Genomic DNA, 20,293 nt, shown 5'->3' with positions numbered 1-20,293 from the left:
ACACTACTTAAAATTCCGGCCTCCATGAAACACTTCTTTAGGAACTTCTCTCCCAGCCTCTGTGCTTTTATTCTGAGCCGAATATGGCGCAGATTTTTCATCACCTCTAGCTAATGTCAATACCGGCAAATCATCAACTTCCCGCTGTACCAGTTTACCCAGCATCTTAGTGAGATCAAAACACTTACTCACTATCACGTGTACCACATGACCTTCCCGCTGTAATCTACCCTCGACCATCAGTAACCTGGAATGCAGAATTTCCTTACGATAAGTATCAAACAATTTCTCAAAGACCACCAAATTTGAATAACCTGATTCATCTTCAATCGTAATAAAGCATACTCCTCCAGCCGTTCCAGGCCGTTGACGAACCAGCACCAATCCTGCTACTTTAACCAGCTGTCCATTGACGGAATCATTGTTAATCGTGTGGCAAGAACGGATATTCAGCATATCCAACTGAGCACGAACGAAACTCACCGGATGTGCTTTTAGTGATAAACCAACGGTGGCATAATCCTGCACCACATGTTCCCCCTTACTCATCAGAGGCAATTCAACCTGCGTTTCCAGTATGCTTTCCGAAGTTTGCCCCTTAAACAATTCCACAGGCATATCCTGCAACGCTGACACATCCCATAATGCTTTCCTTCGATCCATTCCCATTGACCGGAAGGCATCCGCATCGGCCAGCTTTTCCAAAGCACCCAGAGACACACCTGCATCCCGCAAAGCAGTTATAGACTTATAACCATCACTCCTATTCTCAACCAGAATCTCCATTTCATCCTCACGAACTCCCTTAATCTCCCTGAAGCCCAAACGAAGCGCAAAATACTTGCCCGATTTTTCTTCCAGCTTATTGTCCCATAAAGAATAATTCACATCGACTTCACGTACCTCAACACCATGTTTCTGTGCATCAATGACAATCTGTGCAGGCTGATAAAAACCCATCGGCATACTGTTCAGCAACGCCGCTGCAAAAGCATCAGGATAATAATGTTTAACCCAGCAGGAAACATACACCAATAAAGCAAAACTTGCGGCATGAGATTCCGGAAATCCATAACTTCCGAATCCCTCCAGCTGTTTAAAAATCCGCTTCGCAAATTCAACCGTATAGCCTTTACCCACCATACCTTCAATCAGTTTCTGCTCATACTGATTGACAGCCCCCTGAAATTTAAAAGTAGCCATACTCCTTCGCAGGCCATCCGCCTCAGCAGGTGTAAAACCAGCGGCAACAATGGCAATCTTCATCGCCTGCTCCTGAAAAAGCGGTACACCAAGAGTCCTGCCCAGAATCTCTTTCAGCTCCGGCGAAGGATAAACAACAGGTTCTTCACCATTCCTCCTACGAAGGTATGGGTGCACCATATCTCCCTGGATTGGTCCCGGACGAACAATTGCCACCTCAATCACCAGGTCATAAAATTCCCGTGGCTTCAACCTGGGTAACATAGACATCTGTGCCCGGCTTTCAATCTGGAATACACCCAGCGTATCAGCCAGACAAATCATGTCATAAACATCCGGATCGTCCTGCGGAATATTAGCCAGCGTAAACTCCTTCCCGTAATGATCCCGGCAGAGATCAAATCCCTTTCTTATACAAGTCAGCATACCCAGGGCCAGCACGTCCACCTTCAAAAAACCTAAAGCATCAATATCATCCTTGTTCCATTCAATATTGGTACGATCTTCCATTCTGGCATTCAGGATCGGGCAAAGATCAGTAAGCTTACCTTGAGTAACCACAAAACCACCAGTATGTTGTCCCAACTGACGTGGGAAACCCATCATTTGCCCGGTCAGTTCCAGCGTCTTTTTCAAATGCGGATCATTCGGATTCAGCCCCGATTCAGTGATCCTTTTACCTTCAAACCATTCATTGGTATACTCCCACAAAGAACCCGAAAGCCTATTGATGGTATCTACAGATAATCCCATAGCTTTACCCACATCCCGGATCGCACCCTTTTGATGTTGCTGGGTAACTGTTGCTACGATCGCTGCACGGTCACGTCCGTACTTATTATAAATATATTGGATAATCTCCTCCCTGCGTTCATGCTCAAAATCCACATCAATATCTGGAGGCTCATTCCGCTCCGGAGAAATAAAGCGTTCAAAAAGCAAATCGAATTTCATCGGATTAACCGATGTAATGCCCAAAACAAAACAGATGGCAGAATTCGCGGCCGATCCCCTCCCCTGGCAAAGAATCCCCCTTGACCTGGCCTCACGCACAATATCTTCCACAAATAAAAAGTAATTGGCATAATCCATCTGCTTAACAAAAGCCATTTCATGATTGATCATATTCACAACCTTCTCAGGAACTACGTCTCCATATAACTCATGCGCACCTTTCCAGGTCAGGTATTCCAGCTCTTCCAATGGAGAACGTCCACTTTGATTGATTTCTTCAGGATAAACATATTTCAGTTCATCCAGGGAAAAATTACATGCTTCAGCAATCACCCTGGTATTTTCGATAGCTTCCGGACATCTGCGAAATAACCGCTGCATCTCCGTCACCTCCTTCATATAGCGCTCCGCATTCTGGTGCAAACGAAATCCAGCCTCCTGTATCGTACATTTTTCCCGGACACAGGTCAGTACATCCTGCAATTCCCTGCGGGATGGATCATGATAATGTACATCGTTAGTAGCTACTACTGGGATTCCATAAAAATCAGCAAGCTGCCTGGTCCTGAAAATTAATTTATCATCATTGCCCAGATACGTTCTGGTGGCTGAAAGATACAGCTGTCCAGCCAGCGCCTCACGATATTGCGCCACTGCTGAAATGAAACTGGCTTCATATTCAAACCTGCGGTTAAGCACTCCAGGCATCACCAGCGTAAAAATCATTCCTTTGCTGTGTGCATAAACATCAGACCTTGAAAGATGACAGGAACCTTTTTCTGCCCGCATGTTCCCTAAAGTGAGTAAGGCAGACAACCTTCCATAAGCTGCCTTATCTGTAGGATAGGCCAATAAACTCGGGCCGTCCAGCAGATCCAGTCTGCAAGCTGGGATCAGTTTTACGTTCTTTCCCCGGCAAGCCGAATGCGCCCGTACGATCCCCGCCAATGTATTCCGATCTGTTACAGCGATCTTTTGATACCCGAAAGCCTCTGCCTGGTTCACCAGCTCATGCGCATGTGATGCACCCCGCAAAAAACTGAAATTCGAAGTCACCTGTAATTCACTATATCCCATAACCCCATCCTTTACGCAAAAAATCCATGAATAAACCACTGGTATTTCTGATCAGCACCATAATGGCCGGAGCGAAACAGCCAGTACCGTGCGCCCTGATCATCCTCCACCTGGTAATAATCCCTATGTTCACCCACATCCAGCCACCATTCCCGTTCAATCCGCTCAGGCCCGTCAGCCTTGATCACCTGGTGTCTGATTCCCTTGTAAATAAAAAACTTAGGCGGATGATCTGGAATCAATGCCATCACCTCAATCGGGTCTGGTCGCTTCAGCAATTCAGTTGGGCGGGGCTGCTCTACCCGCCAATTAGTTGCCCGCTTTTCAGAAATCGATCCCGCCCGCAGCACTGCACGCTCAGGCCAGTAACGTGTCGCTGGCAAATACCGGTGGATCACCTCAGCACCTACCCTTCCGGCAACCCGGTCTAATAAACGAATGACACTCTGATCATCCAGTCCTGGCTTTGTGGTCCACATCTCTTCCTGCGGAACCTGTACATCATCTACCTTAGGCGCGTCCAAAACAAAAAGCTCAATCCCCAGTCCAGGGCGGATCTGATCAATCTTTAACTGAAAAAGCTTAAACAAATGACTCAGGCTATGGCTGGCACCACTGGTTCCAATCACCACCTGAACCACCTTTCCATCAATCCGGTATCCTGTAAGCACCCCAGTTCGCAATCCTTTGCCCTCAGCCTGCATACGCTTACATAAACTTTCCAGCATTTTAGTGATCGCAATTTCAATTCCTGTCCGGGTTTTGATCGGCTCCAGACAAAGCAGACGCTCCCGAAATGGCACCGGAACCTGCAAAGGCAGCAGCACCTCATCTTCGGTTCCCAATGCCTGGGCCAGTCGCAATAGAAACCCTTCCCCAAAACGCCTGCGCAATACAGAGCGCGGCATGCCAATAAAACTTTTAATCTGGTAAAATCCCAGCTTACGCAATTTAGCCAGTACCGTATTTTCCAAGCGCAAAGCCTCCGGCACCAAGCCAAGCAAAGCCTCCGGATGCCCACCCACAGGAATTAGTGGCGTCACTTTACAAAAATGGGAAACTGCCCAGGCAGCTCCTGGAGTATCCGCAATCGCTACACTAACGGTATATCCCTTGCTTTTTAAACGCGAAACGATCTCTTTTAAATACTCCCGTTCACCACCCCAAAGGTGTGTACATCCGGAAACATCCAGCAGCAGCCCATCCATTCCAAATTCATCAATGGCCACAATAGGCGAATACCTCACACACCATTCTCCAAGACCCCGCAGTAAATTCCGCGGACGTTCGGGCTTATCATCCAGCACTTCCAAGCCCGGGCAGATCGCCTTGGCATCAGCCGCCCGCATACCTGCTTCCACACCAGCTTCAGCAGCAAGTGAGCTCACAGCAGTAATCATCATGCGCCCATGATCAGGCGCAGAAAATACAAAGGGCACATCAATAAGTTCAGGCCTGCGGATCAGCTGCCAGTCAGCCAGTAGCTGGCGGAACCATATAGAAACAAAACGCCTTTGCATCACACTTATCCAATTTGCCTCTTCTGTTTTTCCGGCCACACCGACTGCTCAGTTAACTTCTCAACTGCTGCAAAATTTTCTCCGGCCCATTCCAGCACCCAGCTTCCCGGATTACCATTACGCACCTTCAGCAGCTCAACCTGCCACCTTGGAAACCCCAAACCGGGAAGACCATTTCCGGTATCAGAAGGCAATGGGCTGATCTTCCACCGCGCAGTAGCTACAGTACTCGCCGCTTTACTGGCATCCTTTCTCAGGATAAAACCAGTCACCCCGCTCTGCTCAACGGCTAACTGTAACCTGCGGGAGGCTATTAAACTCAAATTATTCAATTCAGCAACTACCGCTGCCAATCCTTCACACTTCAAAGCTTCTTCAGTAATCCAAAGCGCATCTTTCTCCGTCTTCACATCCATGAAAATAATTCTTTCCGGCTCCACATTGAATGTGCTTAATGAAGCAGGAAACAACCTCCGGGATGTACTCACCCAGACACAGGCCGCACCATCCTGCATCAAAACAGCCAGCAGACCAGCAATAAAACCGTCACTGCATGCGGCATCCTCCGGCAAAACGGTGATAAATTCATGAATTGCCCTTTTGGGAAATACCCCGCCCGGAAATCCCTGCTCAATTTCACCAAGTCCAATCCTTTCAGCGCTAGCCCCAGCCTGAGGCTTAAAGCCCTGCCAAAGCAGGATATCCTGCTGCAGTTTGATCAATAATTCCTTTTTAGCATCCATAATTCATCCCTTTTAACCCTACTATTCCATCAGCTATCAAATACACAACAAACATAATACTAAAAATGTTAGCAAATAATTAAATGTTAACAATTCAATGAATTTTGTTGACAAAAACCCAAAACAATACTATTAAGTCACAACAAAACATTTCAAATACTAATATTTTTAGTTATTTATCAAAATTTTTATATTTGTAACATGAACCTGTTTTCAGCAACGGAATTATTTGATGGAGGGATAAAGCGGTATACAGATTTCCAATTGCCTGACACTGAACTGCGATTATGGCAGCATCTTTTTGATAAGCCAAAATCGGATGCCTATTACAACATCCTTTTAAGCGAATCCCCATGGCAACAGCGCATGCGAAAAATGTACGACAAGGTGATTCCTGATCCCCGGCTAACCGCTTACTATGGCGGAGAAAATGGACATCAGTGGACTCCGGTATTACTTGAAATTAAAGCATCAGTAGAAAAGATAACCAACATCCGCTTCGACCGAGTCCTGTTAAACCTCTATAGAAATGGAAAAGATTCTGTAGCCTGGCATAGTGATAACCTTCCAGCAGATGGCAAGCACCATCACATAGCTTCCCTCACTTTTGGAGACACCAGAATCTTTAAAGTTCGTCATAAGTTCAACAAAGACCTCTCAGGACTGGATATTCCACTGACCCATGGGAGTTTACTATTGATGGGTGATACCATGCAGGACTACTACGAGCACCACATCCCTAAAACAGCAAGAACGGTCGGTCCCCGCATCAACCTCACTTTCCGGATTTCGGAATCTTCAAAACCAGTTTATTTTGATAAGGCAAAAACGAGCTCATCAGTCAACATATAAATTTCAGAAGAAGCAGGAATGTGCGAACAATTTAGATTTCACAGGCGCAAATTTGCTCGCCAATTTCCTCGACAAACCATAAAGGGAGCTGGCCAAAGCCATTCCAGAAAATTCCTACCGCAGTAATCTCTGGATAAAGATCAGCTAAAATTTTATTTCTATCGCACACGCGGTAAACACCATCCTCCATAGGCAATACGGTCAGCTGCATGCCGGATGCTTTAATTTTATAAGGTTCTATCTCATTATAAAAAGCTTTCATAGCATATTGTGTTCTGTGATTAACTCTCCAATCTGTTGAATAAAATCATCATCAAGTTCACTCTCAGTCGCCCATTTAACCCATTTGAGCTGATCACCCTCAGCTTCCTGAAAAATCACACCTAGCTTATGATCACCTTCCATGATCCGGTAAAGACCATTTTCAAGTGGTTCAATTTTAAAGTGGTCTTCCAAAAGTTGTATTTCAAATGATTCCATATCTATAGATAACAACAAGGTCAGCGTTAGGTTTTAGCAGCAATAACAAAGGCCTTCAATTTGTGCAGTTTCCCATCAAGAAACTGCCAAACATCGCATAAGCATAATCAACCATTTTACCTTTTTTATCCTTCAGGCTGATCTGACCGAGTGCAGTCACAAAATCATCCTCAGCAATCAAACGCTCAACCCTAAATTTAGGTGGCTCCACATAAACCTTTGCCATATACTCCCGCACATCCTGCTTACCTTGCAAGGTCTGTTCACCGACAAAAGTCCACTCCGTATCTGCTGTACAGAAGGAAAGAAAACCTTCATAGTCGCATATGGTCATGGCAGCGTTCGCCTGTTCCAATATTTGCTTATTGTTTTCCCTCATTTGCTCAGGCTTTATTTAAATATATTTTTACCGCCTCAATCTCATTTCCAACTACTCGGACCGCTTCTTTTAGTTCATCATTGGTCACCTTCAACTGACTAGTCCAATATTGAATTTCATAATCGTTTTCCATATTGATATCATCTGCATCAGCAAATTGATCCTGTTCTTTCATTATGTTATCTTTTTAATATCCCTCTTCTATTACTTTGATTAGCGCTTTTGCCGCCGGACCAGCAGATAAAGGATTCTGTCCGGTAACCAGCAACCCGTCTATTTCAACGTGACTTACAAAAGGTATCATTGCGCTGGATAAGTTGGCTCCCAATTCTTTTAACCTGGTTTCCAATTGGTAAGGGACATTCCCTGCTCTCCCCACCATAGTTTCTTCAATATTGGTAAAAGCAGAAATATTTTTTCCATCCAAAAAACCGGGTTGTAACTCCTCTGCTTTAATCAAAGCAGCCGGACCATGGCATACCGTCGCCACAGGCTTTCCAGAATTATAAAAATCAAGAATCAATCTTCCACTGTTTCCATCAGTTGCCAGATCCCAGATCGGACCATGCCCACCCGGGTAAAACACCGCATCATAATCTGAAGCATCCATCAGCGCCAATTCATAAGTTCGAGCAAAAGCAATCTTCGCGCTTTCATCATCCTGAAACCGGCGGTTAGCACCCGTAATGTTTTCAGTCAGCTCACTCATCGGATCAACCGGCGGCCTGCCCCCCTTAGGACTAGCCAGGGTAACGCGGTACCCCGCATCAATAAATTCATAATAAGGATCCGTAAACTCACCCAACCATACCCCCGTCTTACTATCGGTATGCTCCATCTCTGCATGAGAAGTCAGCACCATCAAAATGTGTTTCTTAAGATTCTCCATATTTTATTTCATTGTCAATTATTGAATTCCATATTTATAAAAGGATCTACAACCTATACCCAACATCCTGAAATATAGAATGTTTCAAAAAAATCAATTAAAAATTTCTATAAACAATGCGCTAAACTGAATGTTATAAGAGTCTAATCACCAGCCGTATTTGGCCCTTAATGATATGACTATGAACAATCAAAAGAAAACTCCGAAACCCGGATCAGCAGAATACAACGTTGAAAAACCAGAAGAACTGACCACACCAAAATTTCATAGCAGCACCGATCACAGAAACAGTCAGGAATTACCAGCTACAGAAAATTTGAATGACGAGCATAAAAAAGTAAAAACCAACCCGGAACACAGCACACCAAAACCAGACTTAGGCAATAAAAGAGCAGATGACGAAGACCAAAAGGAAAAGTTAATCACTCCCTGATCACACACAACTGCTTACCACAAAAAAATTAACCACTAATCCCCCTTATTATGAACTATAGAAAAATCATCCAAAACACCATACAAACACAAAAAGACCATAGCCTAACCGCCTTTGCACTCCTCGCCGGACTTGCAGCAGGCTCCGCATTAGCTGTATTGTTCGCGCCAAAATCCGGACGTGAATCCAGAAAACTATTGGCAGAAAAACTGAGGTCTGGACAACCAACCCATCAGGATGAAATGGAAGAACATTTGTTTGATGATTTGCGAGAAACCACGCGTGAACATGCAGCACATCTACAGGGACCAGAAAGTAAACGCAAAGATCCAACATCAATCAAAATACCCTCAGCAGGAACCACAGCATGGAAAGATAAGGCACTAACAGAATAAATATAAACCTCTGGCTATTGCCATAGCCAGAGGCAGTCCCATTCATCAATAAACATAAACATCATGGCTACCCAAGAAAACACATCGCAGGTCAGCGATCAAAACCAAACACCTGCAACAGACGCTGATAATTACCAGCAACCACAAGCTACAGGTCAGCCGCAAAAAGTACTGATTGAGGCCACAATTACCGGAGAAACAGACGAGCTCGACCCCAGCTTCCACCAGCAAGATCCACCAATAGATCCGGAAAATGATGACAAAGTTGAGGATAACGAAGATGATGAATTACCTACCAAAGAAGACGAGGAAGAAGATCATGATTTAAACCATGATGCAGACGATGATTTGAGCCTGAATAACGATGACCAAAACGAATTGAACTAATGGCCGATTGCAAGTTTATTCATCCTAAATCACTATAATTACAGGCTTGTAATCAATCCCTGATCAAATTGGACAACCTTTTAACCTATATCCATTCCCTGACTGTATTTCACAGCAAAGCTGGGAATTACTGCAGCCAGCATTATCAAAAAAGCACTTTAAGAAAAATGAACTGTTATTAGCAGAAGGAGAACACTGCCAATCCCTATTTTATATCGATTCGGGATACTGCAAAAGTTATTATCAAATGGACGGGGCAATCAAAAACACAGGCTTTTATTTCGAGAATGATATTGCCACAAACCTCAACAGTTTTAGCAGCGGAGAAAAATCAGCCTTTAACATCCTTGCCTGCGAGCCCTTAACAGCAATAGTTTTTGACAAGAATAAATTATTTGAAGCCGCTAAAAAAGCTCCAGAAATAGAAACGCTGGGACGAAACTGCATCCGACTATTTGCGTCCAAACAAGAAGAATTCGCGACCTTATTTAAACTTTACTCCGCCCAGGATCGTTTAAAATATATAGAAGAGCATCACCCCGATATGTTACAAAGAGTTCCCCTTTCACAATTGGCCTCATTTCTGGGGGTAGCCAGAGAAACACTCAGCAGGATCAGAAAAAGACGAACAGTCGGATAATTATGTGACGATCGTCACAGGATCAGTACAGCCTGAATGCTGACTTTTGTATAACAAAAAAAAAGAGATACAGCTATGCAAAAACTAAGAAAAATTGATGAAACCGCGAACATCCTAACCTGGTTTGAAATTCCGGTAACAGACCTCCAAAGAGCAAAAACCTTTTATGAAACCATTTTAGCGATCCAAATGGTTAGCGCAGCAGATGGCAATGAGGAAAGTGTCTTCTTTCCCTACAACCCCAATGTCATCCAGGCCACTTCAGGTAGAGTAACCGGCGTATTGTCCAAATCCGAAAAAAACAGTCCCTCAGCAAATGGCCCCCTGATCTACATCAATGCAAGCCCAAGCCTCCAGACAGTACTGGACAAAGTAGAACCCGCAGGCGGAAAAGTACTTTCGCCTAAAATTCAAATCCCACCAGGATACATTGCCATTATCCTTGATAGCGAAGGCAACAGAATCGGACTGCATGCAGAAAAATAAACAGTTAAATGCCGACTTAATCCAGCTATCCTATTCAGATTCCTCGCGCGGGAAATGATGAAACTGAAGATCATGTCCACTTAGGCTATTTCAGACTGGATAAAATTCAAATGATTTTTCAGATAAAAAAGTATGCGCTATCAGTCCTTTAAGAACGTTTTGTTTTTATCTAAGAAAACTCTAAACCATTCTCTACCGCGAATGTTAAAGTAAGACATCAACGAAAAACAAAAATGGAAAACAACACAGTAAACACAGAAATCTTAAACGATCTGATACAGATCAACAACGACAGAATTACAGGTTATGAAAGAGCAGTTGAAGAATTAAAGGAACAAGACAGCGACCTGAAACCCTTATTTCTACAAATGATCCGTCAAAGCGGCCAGCACAAGGCGACCCTAACACAGGAAGTACAGGTACTGGGGGCTCCTGCAGAGACCGGGACAACCACATCTGGAAAAATATATCGTGCCTGGATGGACGTAAAAGCAATGTTTACAGGTCATGACCGTGAAACTGTTTTAAACAATTGCGAATTCGGTGAAGACGCCGCCCAAAAAGCCTACAAAATGGCTTTAGAGACCGAAGGACTTTCAGCAAACTTAAGAAGCATCATTTCTGAGCAGAAAACTGATTTGAGAAACTCACACGATCAGATTAAGGCGCTTAGAGATAGCGTCTCTTCATAAGTGAAATAATTGCATCAAGATAGGAATCGTCATCTGCAAAACCAGGGACTAAAGCCTGATTAGTTAGGACTAAAATCCCTGGTTAAGATGGCGAATTCTATTTCTCCTACACGAAACCCTTACTCAAATGCCCTCTTCTGTCATCAAAAGCTATAACTATGAACCTACAAAATGTTTGTTGTACATTACTTTTGTATCAGGAATCACTTATGTATACAAATCAGTTCCAGCCGATATTGCTAATATGTTAAAGGCCGCGGGATCAAAAGGCAGGTATTTTAATCATTTCATTAAAGGCCACTATAAATACCGTAAACTAAGGAGTAAAACTTAAGTTCATCTTCTATTTTCCCCCATAAGCTCAATGCAATAAATTAAGGTTGTCCATCACCACCTGCCACTCCATAAACCTGACCTGTGGTATAACTGGAATCGCTTGCTGCCAGCTGTACATAAATAGAACACAATTCAGCAGGTTGACCTGGCCTGCCCAAAGGGGTATCGCCACCGAAATTTTTCAACTTCTCCATCGTAGCACCACCACTCACCTGTAAAGGCGTCCATATCGGACCGGGAGCCACACCGTTCACGCGAATTCCTTTTGGTCCCAGTTGTTTGGCAAGCGACCTTACATAACTGGTATTGGCAGCCTTAGTCTGCGCATAATCAAATAATTCAGGTGAAGGATCAGTAGCCTGCACAGAGGTTGTGGCAATAATTACAGACCCAGGCTTCAAATGTGGCAAAGCAGCCTTTGTAATCCAAAATGGCGCATAAACATTGGTTTTCATCGTCGAATCAAAATCCTCAGCGCTAATGTCCAAAATAGAAGGCCGGGTCTGCTGATGTGCGGCATTATTGATCAGAATATCCAATCCTCCTAAAGCTTTCACTGCCTTTTCAACCAATTGCTTACAGAAAGCTTCTTCGCGTAAATCACCTGGAATTGCTACCGCTTTACGTCCTTCTTTTTCAATAAGCTCAATCACTTCTTTGGCATCAGGCTCTTCCGCCGGCAGGTAATTAATCGCCACATCTGCTCCTTCCCGTGCATAGGCAATCGCCGCCGCACGTCCCATTCCGGAATCCCCGCCAGTAATCAGCGCTTTACGACCGGTCAATCGGCCTGAGCCGACATAACTAGTCTCCCCATGATCAGGTACGGGGTCCATTTTACTGGCCAGTCCCGGCCAGGGTTGTTTTTGTTCCTTAAAAGGTGGTTTAGGATATTTCTTTTTCGGATCCTCCAGCTTAGCAGAAACCGATTTACCACCAGCATTACTTTCCTTCTTTTTCATCTTTTTATCGATTATTGTTTCAAAACTACTTTCACACCATCATCTGTTTTATTATTAAACAACTTATATCCAATGGTTTGTGAAATAATGACATTTTCATCCTATCATTCGAGGTGAATTATTTGAACAACCTGAAATTGAGATTGTTTATTAATTTTTCAGTTTAATTTTATTCAAACATTCTTAAACAAAATATAAAACCGAATGTTAATACCAACCGAGAACCGGCAATTAACTATTAAAAACATTTACTTATGAAAAACCAATTGAGCAATCAAATTTTAGCAGGTCTGGACACCTTCGGTTTGAGTACTACCGGAAAAGAGAATATTGATCAGGGAGAAAGAATTGTCTCCGTACTGGCAGGAAGCTGGTTACTATACAAAAGTTTAAGAAAAATGGGTAAACATCCCTTCCTTGGTCTCCAAGGCGCTGCAGCAGGCGGACTAATGCTTTACCGCGGAGCTACAGGAGTTTGTCCCCTCTATCAAAAACTCGGAAAAGACACCACAGATCCCCAGGCCATCAACATTACCGAAGACATCACCGTCAATGCCCCAATAGATAAAGTATATGCCTTCTGGCGCGAGCTATCCAACCTCCCAAAATTTATGGAACACCTGAAAAGCGTGGAGGAAATCAGTGAGAAAGTTTCGCTATGGACGGCCAATACCCCGGGCGGGTTAATAGATTTAAACTGGAATGCTGAAATTACCAGAGAAGAAACAGCAACCTATCTTGGCTGGCAATCCCTGGAAGGATCAATGATAGACAATGCAGGCAAAATAGAATTCCGCGAAACCTTAAACGGCACAGGAACTGAACTGCACATAGAAATCGACTACTTTCCACCAGCTGGCAGTGTTGGCAGAGGCATCGCATCTCTATTCAATGGAATATTCGAGCGAATGATCCGGGAAGATATCCAGCGCTTTAAGACCTACGCGGAAGAAACTGATTTTAAACAATACGCAGGCTTATCCGTATAAATTATGAAACCAGTCCTCACTGATTTAGCAGAGCTATACCTTCAGCAACTCAAGGGCTTTCTTACCTCAGAAAAGAAATACGGTAAGGTTATAGAAAAACTAACTGCAGCAGTAGTTACGGATGAACTTAAAAGAGCGCTGGCATTAACCTCGGCTGATCTCCCACAACAAAAGGAACGCATCAAGCAATGCCTGGCTTTATTAAACCGTAAAGCAACTGCTGCTTCTGGTAAAACGGATTTACCTTTTCTGGAGCACATTAAGCTAAACAAAGTAACCGCAAAACCGTCAGTACTCAATGATATTAAAATACTGCACATCAGAATAATTATGGTCATCTCGTGCAAATTTCAGCCAACATTATATATCCTGAGGCCAAAAACAACAAATAAAAAAGAAAAACAAAGGACCTAACAAATTGCAAACAGAAATTTTAAACTAAATACATCAACATCATGGGAAATCTACTTTATACCATCGCCGTCATCCTGGTCATCATATGGGCCATTAGTTTCTTCGGCGGTTTCTACACAGGCGGAATTATTCATATCCTGATTGTTATTGCCATCATTGCCATCGTACTGGGTGTAATCCGAAGGGCAGCCTAAATTAGTTCAGGCCCTTAAATAAAGGGCCTGATTAACTTCAGCTAACCTAGCTGTAGCTAAGGATACAATAGAAAAAGAAAAACATATACCGGAATTGCTTGTTCTTTAAAAGGAACAGTTTTCATTAATCCCTAAGACTATGGAAAATAAACAAGATAACCACGGAAAAGAGCAAACGCCAAAAAAAACAGTTTATAAAGAAACAGAAGAGCGTATCAATGAAAAAAAACCTGATGGCGGAGAAACCTCATCAGTAGCCGATCTGGGAAGAACAGACTTGATCTCCAGACCCGAACGAAAACATAAACCCCTTGGATCAAGTCATGAACCAGGAACTACCCCTGGAAGTGATCTATAACTATGCAACAAAGGCGCTTATTAGAATCAGCGCCTTTGTTATATAACAGGAATTTGTTTCTCAATACCGAATACAAAACATCTAAACAAATCGCTTTACAAAGCTCGGCACTGAAAAGTGAAAAATCTCCCTCCATTACGGTCAGAATTTCTCCACTAAAAAACCACACCAATTACCTCTTGCCACTACTTATTAAAAACAGACTTGATTTTATCAATAAAGCCTGTTCTCTTACTTTTTTGTTTTTCAGTTCCCATCAAAAAACCATAAGGCTGCAGATCCGGAACATGATCACAAACAATTTTGAGCATTCCAAGCAAAGGAATCGCAAGCACCATTCCCGCCACACCCCATATCATCTCCCCCAATACTATCGCAAGAATAGTAAATAAAGGATTGATATTTACCTGCTCTCCAACAATAAGCGGTTCAAGAATATAGGTTTGAATAAACTGAACCAAAGCATAAGTCACCAATACACCGATTACCATCCGGCTGTCCCCTCCCTGAGCAAGTACGGAAAGTAGCGTCACCGCAGTCCCGGTTAGATTTCCAACAAATGGAATAATCTCCAGAATACCACACAATACAGCGAAAAAGATCGCACTTTCTACCCCTACGATGCTAAAACCAATCCCATACATCACCCACAAAACCACAATCATCGTAGCCAGCCCACTCAAATACCGCTGTGCTACTTTTCCTGCCTGGTGCACTACACCATCCGCTTTGTCTTTCTCAGTCCCAGGAACCAGTTTCAAAATAAACTTTTTAATGTGCGAACGGTACAACAAAAACAAAAACATATACACCAATACCAGCACAGTATTAACCAGTATATCCATAATCCCCCCTGCAAAGCTAGCCAGCATATTCCCCGAATCACTACCACCAGCCTGCTCCTTTATCATCTCTTTTTGTTGCTTCACATCTACACCGGCCTTTTCATAAACCCAATGCTGAAAATTAGAAAACAGACTGACTACCCTTTGCTTCATGGCATCTATATTCTCCACAAGACCATTGAGCTGCCAGCCCAGCAAGAAAATAACTAATGCAATAGCCGACACAAAACCAACTATACACAACAGCGAGGCTATGCCCCTACTCATTCCTTTACTTTCCAACCAATTACAGAACCTGATAAAAAGCATAGAAAAAACGGCTGCCAGTGTAACAGGAATAAGAAAGGGCCCCGAAAAATATAAGCCGGCAAAAGACAAAATAAAAAAAAGTAGGATATAGATTGTGCGTTGTAGTTTAGTCATACCTGTTCTAACAAATCCTAAAGCAAACTGTTTTCGTGTTCTATTAGTCCATCGCATTTGCAATCGAAAACAGGAAACTCTCATAAGTTAAATTCCGCGTGACAACGCAATCAAGAAGAAGCGTTCTGCTGCACAGAGGCATTTCCCGTTTCCACCTCAATTTCTTTAGTAGTCACCGCATAATGAGCCGGACGAATCTCCGAACCATAGGCAACTGCATAGGCTTTAGTAAACTCTGCCCCCAAATACAAAATAATGGAAGAATAATATGTCCACAGTAACAAAATAACCAGGGATCCCGCCGCTCCATAAGTACTGCCGACATCACTTTGGCCGATATAAATGGAAATAGCAAATTTACCCAACATGAACAACACTGCAGTTACAACAGCCCCAGACAATACATCTCTCCATTTGATCAGCGCATCTGGCAATACTCTAAATATGACTGCAAAAATAAGCGTAATCACTACCAGTGTGAGCAGTTGATTCAGGATATAAAACAACACTACAGACACATCAGCATACCTGGCCTGAAGACGGGTACTAAAACCATCCAGCACAGTGGTTATACCCAAGGAAACCAATAATATAAAACCCAGACTAACAATCACGGAAAAAGAAAGGAAACGGTTTTGCAACATCTTTAACCAACCCCGTTTCGGTTTAGGCTTAAGTCCCCATATGGTATTGATCGATTCCTGAATATCTGCAAAAACCGTTGTTGCACCAACAAGCAAAGTCACAAGACCGATGATAAAGGCAACCTTATCCTTGTCGCCGATAGCAGCTTTTGCAACAATTTCCTGGAGCTGCAGGGCAGTTTGTTTGCCCATAAAACCAGCCAACTGTTTATAAATCTCACCCTGAGCAGCTTCCTGGCCCAGAAATATGCCACATAAAGAAATGATCACCACTAGCAGCGGCGCCATCGAAAACACAGTATAGTAAGCAAGCGATCCGCTAAGCTTAGTTACCTTATGATCACTAAACCCCGTAAACGTTTCTTTAATGACATTCCAAATTCCCTTTAATGTAATCCGTTTGTTTTCCATAACTTTATGATTTTGCATCCATACCAGGTAGCTTAATACCAGAAGATTTCAGATTCTCCAGCAAATTTTCCTGAAAGATCATCCGGGCATCGTGAAAACCATGAGAATTCAACCAGACATTGATCATCACCTTGTAACCACTCTCCTCCAACAAGGAAATACCGACCCTTTTCTCAGGAGTTTTTAATATTGACTTTGATTCTGCAATAGTCTCATCAATTACCTGTCTGACCTTTGAAAGATCAATACCATAATTAAATTTGAGTTCCAGATCCAGCCTTCTGCTACCAATTGCACTGATGTTAATGATCACCTCATTAGACAGTTTACTATTCGGGATAATCACCGTGCGGTTATCAAAAGTAGTCACCACTGTATAAAATAGCTGTATGGAAGTTACAGTACCTTCCTGCCCCTGAGCAATGATGTTATCTGAAACACGGAAAGGTTTCAACAACAAAATCAACACACCACTGGCAAAATTCTGCATCGTACCGGATAATGCCAAACCTGCAGCCACACCCACTGCACCCACCAAAGCGGCAAATATCGTCAGCTGAATACCCATAATCTGCATCACCAGAAAAACCAGCAATATGCGCAACACCACCACTGTTACACTAAGAAAAAAAGGCTTTAGCGAACTATTGATTTTTTTACGCATCATCCGGTTTTGCATCCAACGCGAAAATAACCTGATCAGCCAAAGTCCAACCAGTAAAACAGCTATACCCAATAAAATCAGTGGTCCCTTTAACAGCAACCAATCATAAAACTTATCGTAAAAGTGCTCAACTTTCTGATTTATCTCCATTTCTTCAACATTAAATTAACTCCTGACATTAACTCCTTTGCTATCCTAAAAGTTTTGAGCCAATAGCTATACTCCTTACAGCCAAGGCTTTTTAAATTCAACCTCATTACCTCCACTTTCTTCCTCATCCAGACAATCGTCCTGATTCCCATTTTCACAATGTTTTTCAAAATATCTTCTGATGGCCACTCCTGCGACTATTTTTTCAAGCGCATCCTTTTTCCAAAGCACAACACAGACCAAAAGCATAAAAAATAAGGCTGCGAAACCGAATCCTTTCACATAGCTGTGCAATAGACTTGACAGATAAAAAGCGAGTGTAACCGCCGAGGCCAGTAAGGCTATAATCAGAAAAAATAATACAATGGCATTGCTTAACAAATCAGCGACAAGCTTAGCTCCTTTTTCAATGGCATTCAACCTGATCAGCTCAACCTTTATCTCCAGATAGTGCTTAAAATCCGACAAAATTGACTTGAATCCTTTGGGTATTTGATTATTCATAGGCTGGTATCTATCTTAAAAAATCTCTTTATAATTCCATTCATTAATCCTGCGATGAATCCATATCAGCCTGCTCCAGATATTTTCGAATCTCAGCTTCAATCTTTCTACAGGAAAGTAACCACGGCTTTTTAGTAATCCTCACCTGTACAAGATCACCAGAGATACTGTAGCCTCCAGCCAATTCAAATCCCCTTGCAGAAAAAGAGAATTCACCTGAAGAAACATCGCCATTAAAAACGCCATCAGCCTGGCCCTCAATAGCAGCCCTTAACTGCCCCACCATATCATCCTTGGACTTGGGGTACTCAATCGAAAAATCACACATCTCAAATGATTATTTATTTTTAAAAAATACACAGACCAAAAGCAGTCTGTGAAGGTTATCATCCATAGGATGACCTATTACCTTAATTAAAACAACAAGCCCCAGCCAAAATTGATTTAAGTTTTAAAAAATGACATTTAGTTCATGTTCATTATAATACAATCAAGCCGAATCCCAAGCCCATTTCAAATCTTAAAATATTTCAGAAAAACAATAATCAAAAATTCCTATCAGGCTCTCCATCACCCTATAAAAATATTTTACCGTCTGCATTTTAATCAAATTCCTAATCCCATTTTAGAAATTATTTCTTTATGAAAGTTGAAATACCTCTTCTGGAATTATTTTATAGATTTGAGTAACCAAATATTTCTCATGGAAAGTTTACCTCCTGAAATAAAAGCTTTGAAGCGCATTAAAGAGCTGTTGGACAAACTCATGTCCGATAGAGCAACACCCGTTGAAATCCGCTCGAATGCCTTATATGAATGCATCACTAAAGACAGCCAGTTAAGAAAGATATTCCCCGTCCAAAGGACATTCAACCAATTTTTGAGGCAACAACATCATAACAGCATTTTAAAGCAGCTGATCCCAAATTATAGAGTTGATACCTCAGATCGCCTGCATTACCAATGGTACTTCTTCCGCGAAACCAACAAAAAGGCTGGCATAGGTAAAGGCATCGAAACATCTGACAGTAAATTGGCTTACAAAGCTAATGAGCTGAAAGTAGTGTCTTCAGATGGGCAAAAATTCAGATCCAGTCAGGAAAAAGATATTTATGAACGATTGTTAACATGCGATTATCTCAGCATTGACTTAGAGTTTCCAATTTCAAAACATGGCGAAAAAAGATATGCTGATTTTAAAATTCTAAACAGAATTACTCAGAACACCTTCTACTGGGAACATTTTGGCATGACCAACTCCAGTAAATATATGGATGAGATGACCAACAAGCTGGAATGGTATAGAAGCAATGGATTTAAAACTGTAGAAAATGGCGGAAATGTAATTTTCACCATATATTCTGAACCAAAAGCATTTCAAAGAGACATAAATAAATATATTACCCTGATCTTATAAATGTAATTTTGATCATCATGGATTTCAACATAAGAAAAATAGATTTCCCTCACTTACTGGAGAAAATTGAAACTATCAGATCAACGAAACCGCTATACACCTATCACAGCTATTTAAAGAATTACACTGGTAAAAAATGTGAACTCTGTCTACTGCCGCTTAATCCTTATGGGGTCTATTTGAACCATGAACAAGCCATTTGTATCACATGTTTTAACAACTACATCAGCTCCAAAGATTACTTAAATAACCTGAAATCATTTGAAGCAAGGGTTTCAAGAATGAATGAGCAAGCAGACCTACTCACCGCTTCGCTAACAAACAACCCTAAAAATATTGATCTGAATCTGGCAAATCAACTCTTTAAGGAGCTCACCTTAACAGAAATTGAGCAAATGATAGGCTTTCCGAAACACTTCGGGAGTTTCGATTATGGCATTGAAGCCGGCACATGGAAATTAAATAATTCCCTGGTCGAAATATGGTTCAAAAATCAGATTTGCACTGAGGTAGCAATGGTCTAAATCACATCGGTTCCACCTTATTCTGCATCAGAATACAGTTGACCAACCTGGATATCACCGTCCGCATCTAACCAGACATCAAAGAAAGTGTCCCTGTCAACATAAACATTCAATGGTTGAAGATAAGTATACTGCCCTGCACTCAAAATAATCTTTAGTTTACGCCCGTTTTCAATTAATTCATCAGCCACCTCATTAGCAGAGCTTTCACTCGGCATGTTTAAACGCAGGCTTAAAAAGTACCAGTCAGCCGCCAGTTCATTAATAAAATCATCAGTCAATATCAAAGGTTCAGGTCTCATAGCTGTAAATTTTAATGATCTCCACC

29 protein-coding genes are annotated in these 20,293 nt (G+C 42.2%); 14 read left to right on the top strand and 15 right to left on the bottom strand.

Features of this window, described 5'->3' with window-relative positions:
- Positions 1-3: 3 nt before the first annotated feature.
- From WC623_RS06975 to WC623_RS06965, 3 genes are read right to left on the bottom strand one after another with little or no spacing between them, the layout of a single operon-like run.
- A complete protein-coding gene (locus WC623_RS06975; RefSeq protein ID WP_372849337.1) occupies positions 4-3,234 on the bottom strand; it encodes an error-prone DNA polymerase in 3,231 nt (1,076 codons plus the stop codon).
- A gap of 11 nt (positions 3,235-3,245) precedes the next feature.
- Positions 3,246-4,793 carry a DNA polymerase Y family protein gene (locus WC623_RS06970; protein ID WP_372849335.1) on the bottom strand — a complete coding sequence of 516 codons (1,548 nt, stop codon included), beginning with the start codon at positions 4,791-4,793 and terminating at the stop codon, positions 3,246-3,248.
- A complete protein-coding gene (locus WC623_RS06965; protein WP_372849333.1) occupies positions 4,760-5,497 on the bottom strand; it encodes an ImuA family protein in 738 nt (245 codons plus the stop codon). The genes WC623_RS06970 and WC623_RS06965 overlap by 34 nt, the downstream gene beginning before the upstream one ends.
- 201 nt (positions 5,498-5,698) lie before the next feature.
- On the opposite strand from WC623_RS06965, the gene WC623_RS06960 reads away from it, so the two are divergent.
- Entirely contained in the window at positions 5,699-6,349 is a 651-nt protein-coding gene (locus tag WC623_RS06960; protein ID WP_372849331.1) for an alpha-ketoglutarate-dependent dioxygenase AlkB, read from the top strand.
- Between the two features lie 31 nt (positions 6,350-6,380).
- Here WC623_RS06960 and WC623_RS06955 read toward each other — a convergent pair whose 3' ends face one another.
- Genes WC623_RS06955 through WC623_RS06935 form a run of 5 tightly spaced genes read right to left on the bottom strand, consistent with a single transcriptional unit; the run spans position 6,381 to position 8,097 of the window.
- Positions 6,381-6,611 carry a hypothetical protein gene (locus WC623_RS06955; protein ID WP_349788002.1) on the bottom strand — a complete coding sequence of 77 codons (231 nt, stop codon included), beginning with the start codon at positions 6,609-6,611 and terminating at the stop codon, positions 6,381-6,383.
- Positions 6,608-6,829, bottom strand: coding sequence for a hypothetical protein (locus tag WC623_RS06950; RefSeq protein ID WP_372849329.1), 222 nt, complete (start codon positions 6,827-6,829; stop codon positions 6,608-6,610). Before WC623_RS06950 ends, WC623_RS06955 begins: the two co-directional genes overlap by 4 nt.
- Positions 6,830-6,884: 55 nt before the next feature.
- Positions 6,885-7,184, bottom strand: a complete 300-nt coding sequence (locus WC623_RS06945) for a nuclear transport factor 2 family protein (RefSeq protein WP_372849327.1) — start codon at positions 7,182-7,184, stop codon at positions 6,885-6,887.
- A 28-nt stretch (positions 7,185-7,212) separates the two neighbouring features.
- Positions 7,213-7,383: a DUF3606 domain-containing protein gene (locus WC623_RS06940; RefSeq protein WP_372849325.1), complete on the bottom strand. Its 171-nt coding sequence runs from the start codon at positions 7,381-7,383 to the stop codon at positions 7,213-7,215.
- A 12-nt stretch (positions 7,384-7,395) separates the two neighbouring features.
- Positions 7,396-8,097: a type 1 glutamine amidotransferase domain-containing protein gene (locus WC623_RS06935; protein ID WP_372849323.1), complete on the bottom strand. Its 702-nt coding sequence runs from the start codon at positions 8,095-8,097 to the stop codon at positions 7,396-7,398.
- Between the two features lie 181 nt (positions 8,098-8,278).
- On the opposite strand from WC623_RS06935, the gene WC623_RS06930 reads away from it, so the two are divergent.
- The 7 genes from WC623_RS06930 (at position 8,279) to WC623_RS06900 (ending at position 11,464) form a co-directional block, all read left to right on the top strand.
- Entirely contained in the window at positions 8,279-8,530 is a 252-nt protein-coding gene (locus WC623_RS06930; protein ID WP_372849321.1) for a hypothetical protein, read from the top strand.
- A gap of 50 nt (positions 8,531-8,580) precedes the next feature.
- Positions 8,581-8,925 (top strand): YtxH domain-containing protein, encoded by a 345-nt coding sequence (locus tag WC623_RS06925; RefSeq protein WP_372849319.1) that lies wholly within the window; start codon positions 8,581-8,583, stop codon positions 8,923-8,925.
- 63 nt (positions 8,926-8,988) lie between these two features.
- Positions 8,989-9,312, top strand: coding sequence for a hypothetical protein (locus WC623_RS06920; protein WP_372849317.1), 324 nt, complete (start codon positions 8,989-8,991; stop codon positions 9,310-9,312).
- A gap of 55 nt (positions 9,313-9,367) precedes the next feature.
- Positions 9,368-9,952: a Crp/Fnr family transcriptional regulator gene (locus WC623_RS06915; RefSeq protein ID WP_372850564.1), complete on the top strand. Its 585-nt coding sequence runs from the start codon at positions 9,368-9,370 to the stop codon at positions 9,950-9,952.
- 75 nt (positions 9,953-10,027) lie between these two features.
- Positions 10,028-10,438 carry a VOC family protein gene (locus tag WC623_RS06910; protein WP_372849315.1) on the top strand — a complete coding sequence of 137 codons (411 nt, stop codon included), beginning with the start codon at positions 10,028-10,030 and terminating at the stop codon, positions 10,436-10,438.
- 233 nt (positions 10,439-10,671) lie between these two features.
- A complete protein-coding gene (locus tag WC623_RS06905; protein WP_372849313.1) occupies positions 10,672-11,130 on the top strand; it encodes a PA2169 family four-helix-bundle protein in 459 nt (152 codons plus the stop codon).
- Between the two features lie 127 nt (positions 11,131-11,257).
- Complete coding sequence (locus WC623_RS06900; RefSeq protein WP_349788013.1) at positions 11,258-11,464, top strand: KTSC domain-containing protein; 207 nt, start codon at positions 11,258-11,260, stop codon at positions 11,462-11,464.
- Between the two features lie 40 nt (positions 11,465-11,504).
- On the opposite strand, the gene WC623_RS06895 is transcribed toward WC623_RS06900, so the two are convergent.
- Positions 11,505-12,428 (bottom strand): SDR family oxidoreductase, encoded by a 924-nt coding sequence (locus WC623_RS06895; RefSeq protein ID WP_372849311.1) that lies wholly within the window; start codon positions 12,426-12,428, stop codon positions 11,505-11,507.
- Positions 12,429-12,733: 305 nt separating this feature from the next.
- Between WC623_RS06895 and WC623_RS06890 the strand changes: the two genes are divergently transcribed.
- From WC623_RS06890 to WC623_RS06875, 4 genes are all read left to right on the top strand, one after another.
- Positions 12,734-13,417 carry an SRPBCC family protein gene (locus WC623_RS06890; protein ID WP_372849309.1) on the top strand — a complete coding sequence of 228 codons (684 nt, stop codon included), beginning with the start codon at positions 12,734-12,736 and terminating at the stop codon, positions 13,415-13,417.
- A gap of 3 nt (positions 13,418-13,420) precedes the next feature.
- Positions 13,421-13,831 (top strand): DUF892 family protein, encoded by a 411-nt coding sequence (locus WC623_RS06885; protein ID WP_372849307.1) that lies wholly within the window; start codon positions 13,421-13,423, stop codon positions 13,829-13,831.
- 41 nt (positions 13,832-13,872) lie between these two features.
- Complete coding sequence (locus WC623_RS06880; protein WP_152541993.1) at positions 13,873-14,025, top strand: lmo0937 family membrane protein; 153 nt, start codon at positions 13,873-13,875, stop codon at positions 14,023-14,025.
- A 139-nt stretch (positions 14,026-14,164) separates the two neighbouring features.
- On the top strand, positions 14,165-14,383 hold the full coding sequence (locus tag WC623_RS06875) for a hypothetical protein (protein WP_372849305.1): 219 nt from the start codon (positions 14,165-14,167) through the stop codon (positions 14,381-14,383).
- Between the two features lie 185 nt (positions 14,384-14,568).
- Here WC623_RS06875 and WC623_RS06870 read toward each other — a convergent pair whose 3' ends face one another.
- The 5 genes from WC623_RS06870 to WC623_RS06850 all read right to left on the bottom strand — a co-directional run bounded on the left by WC623_RS06870 (position 14,569) and on the right by WC623_RS06850 (position 18,352).
- Positions 14,569-15,735 carry an AI-2E family transporter gene (locus WC623_RS06870; RefSeq protein ID WP_372849303.1) on the bottom strand — a complete coding sequence of 389 codons (1,167 nt, stop codon included), beginning with the start codon at positions 15,733-15,735 and terminating at the stop codon, positions 14,569-14,571.
- A gap of 26 nt (positions 15,736-15,761) precedes the next feature.
- Positions 15,762-16,706: a YihY/virulence factor BrkB family protein gene (locus WC623_RS06865; RefSeq protein ID WP_372849301.1), complete on the bottom strand. Its 945-nt coding sequence runs from the start codon at positions 16,704-16,706 to the stop codon at positions 15,762-15,764.
- Positions 16,707-16,710: 4 nt separating this feature from the next.
- Positions 16,711-17,520 carry a mechanosensitive ion channel family protein gene (locus WC623_RS06860; protein ID WP_372849299.1) on the bottom strand — a complete coding sequence of 270 codons (810 nt, stop codon included), beginning with the start codon at positions 17,518-17,520 and terminating at the stop codon, positions 16,711-16,713.
- A 75-nt stretch (positions 17,521-17,595) separates the two neighbouring features.
- Complete coding sequence (locus WC623_RS06855) at positions 17,596-18,024, bottom strand: hypothetical protein (protein ID WP_372849297.1); 429 nt, start codon at positions 18,022-18,024, stop codon at positions 17,596-17,598.
- Positions 18,025-18,067: 43 nt separating this feature from the next.
- Complete coding sequence (locus WC623_RS06850; RefSeq protein WP_372849295.1) at positions 18,068-18,352, bottom strand: hypothetical protein; 285 nt, start codon at positions 18,350-18,352, stop codon at positions 18,068-18,070.
- A gap of 375 nt (positions 18,353-18,727) precedes the next feature.
- Here WC623_RS06850 and WC623_RS06845 point away from each other — a divergent pair, with 375 nt between their 5' ends.
- Positions 18,728-19,441: a hypothetical protein gene (locus WC623_RS06845; RefSeq protein ID WP_372849293.1), complete on the top strand. Its 714-nt coding sequence runs from the start codon at positions 18,728-18,730 to the stop codon at positions 19,439-19,441.
- Positions 19,442-19,458: 17 nt separating this feature from the next.
- A complete protein-coding gene (locus WC623_RS06840; RefSeq protein ID WP_372849291.1) occupies positions 19,459-19,965 on the top strand; it encodes a hypothetical protein in 507 nt (168 codons plus the stop codon).
- 17 nt (positions 19,966-19,982) lie between these two features.
- On the opposite strand, the gene WC623_RS06835 is transcribed toward WC623_RS06840, so the two are convergent.
- Positions 19,983-20,267, bottom strand: a complete 285-nt coding sequence (locus WC623_RS06835) for a hypothetical protein (RefSeq protein WP_372849289.1) — start codon at positions 20,265-20,267, stop codon at positions 19,983-19,985.
- Positions 20,268-20,293 lie beyond the last annotated feature (26 nt).

The sequence above is a fragment of the Pedobacter sp. genome (genome assembly GCF_041645105.1).
GTDB lineage: Bacteria > Bacteroidota > Bacteroidia > Sphingobacteriales > Sphingobacteriaceae > Pedobacter.
This window is presented reverse-complemented; position numbering and strand designations above follow the sequence as displayed.

Bases quoted from the DNA above. Each gene is read 5' to 3' on its own strand.
- WC623_RS06855 (WP_372849297.1), bottom strand. From the start codon at position 18,024: ATGAATAATCAAATACCCAAAGGATTCAAGTCAATTTTGTCGGATTTT.
- WC623_RS06960 (WP_372849331.1), top strand. From the start codon at position 5,699: ATGAACCTGTTTTCAGCAACGGAATTATTTGATGGAGGGATAAAGCGG.
- WC623_RS06840 (WP_372849291.1), top strand. From the start codon at position 19,459: ATGGATTTCAACATAAGAAAAATAGATTTCCCTCACTTACTGGAGAAA.
- WC623_RS06885 (WP_372849307.1), top strand. From the start codon at position 13,421: ATGAAACCAGTCCTCACTGATTTAGCAGAGCTATACCTTCAGCAACTC.
- WC623_RS06920 (WP_372849317.1), top strand. From the start codon at position 8,989: ATGGCTACCCAAGAAAACACATCGCAGGTCAGCGATCAAAACCAAACA.
- WC623_RS06860 (WP_372849299.1), bottom strand. From the start codon at position 17,520: ATGGAGATAAATCAGAAAGTTGAGCACTTTTACGATAAGTTTTATGAT.
- WC623_RS06870 (WP_372849303.1), bottom strand. From the start codon at position 15,735: ATGAGAGTTTCCTGTTTTCGATTGCAAATGCGATGGACTAATAGAACA.
- WC623_RS06835 (WP_372849289.1), bottom strand. From the start codon at position 20,267: ATGAGACCTGAACCTTTGATATTGACTGATGATTTTATTAATGAACTG.
- WC623_RS06875 (WP_372849305.1), top strand. From the start codon at position 14,165: ATGGAAAATAAACAAGATAACCACGGAAAAGAGCAAACGCCAAAAAAA.
- WC623_RS06975 (WP_372849337.1), bottom strand. From the start codon at position 3,234: ATGGGATATAGTGAATTACAGGTGACTTCGAATTTCAGTTTTTTGCGG.
- WC623_RS06850 (WP_372849295.1), bottom strand. From the start codon at position 18,352: ATGTGTGATTTTTCGATTGAGTACCCCAAGTCCAAGGATGATATGGTG.
- WC623_RS06955 (WP_349788002.1), bottom strand. From the start codon at position 6,611: ATGAAAGCTTTTTATAATGAGATAGAACCTTATAAAATTAAAGCATCC.
- WC623_RS06845 (WP_372849293.1), top strand. From the start codon at position 18,728: ATGGAAAGTTTACCTCCTGAAATAAAAGCTTTGAAGCGCATTAAAGAG.
- WC623_RS06935 (WP_372849323.1), bottom strand. From the start codon at position 8,097: ATGGAGAATCTTAAGAAACACATTTTGATGGTGCTGACTTCTCATGCA.
- WC623_RS06905 (WP_372849313.1), top strand. From the start codon at position 10,672: ATGGAAAACAACACAGTAAACACAGAAATCTTAAACGATCTGATACAG.
- WC623_RS06900 (WP_349788013.1), top strand. From the start codon at position 11,258: ATGCCCTCTTCTGTCATCAAAAGCTATAACTATGAACCTACAAAATGT.
- WC623_RS06910 (WP_372849315.1), top strand. From the start codon at position 10,028: ATGCAAAAACTAAGAAAAATTGATGAAACCGCGAACATCCTAACCTGG.
- WC623_RS06925 (WP_372849319.1), top strand. From the start codon at position 8,581: ATGAACTATAGAAAAATCATCCAAAACACCATACAAACACAAAAAGAC.
- WC623_RS06950 (WP_372849329.1), bottom strand. From the start codon at position 6,829: ATGGAATCATTTGAAATACAACTTTTGGAAGACCACTTTAAAATTGAA.
- WC623_RS06895 (WP_372849311.1), bottom strand. From the start codon at position 12,428: ATGAAAAAGAAGGAAAGTAATGCTGGTGGTAAATCGGTTTCTGCTAAG.
- WC623_RS06930 (WP_372849321.1), top strand. From the start codon at position 8,279: ATGAACAATCAAAAGAAAACTCCGAAACCCGGATCAGCAGAATACAAC.
- WC623_RS06940 (WP_372849325.1), bottom strand. From the start codon at position 7,383: ATGAAAGAACAGGATCAATTTGCTGATGCAGATGATATCAATATGGAA.
- WC623_RS06880 (WP_152541993.1), top strand. From the start codon at position 13,873: ATGGGAAATCTACTTTATACCATCGCCGTCATCCTGGTCATCATATGG.
- WC623_RS06865 (WP_372849301.1), bottom strand. From the start codon at position 16,706: ATGGAAAACAAACGGATTACATTAAAGGGAATTTGGAATGTCATTAAA.
- WC623_RS06965 (WP_372849333.1), bottom strand. From the start codon at position 5,497: ATGGATGCTAAAAAGGAATTATTGATCAAACTGCAGCAGGATATCCTG.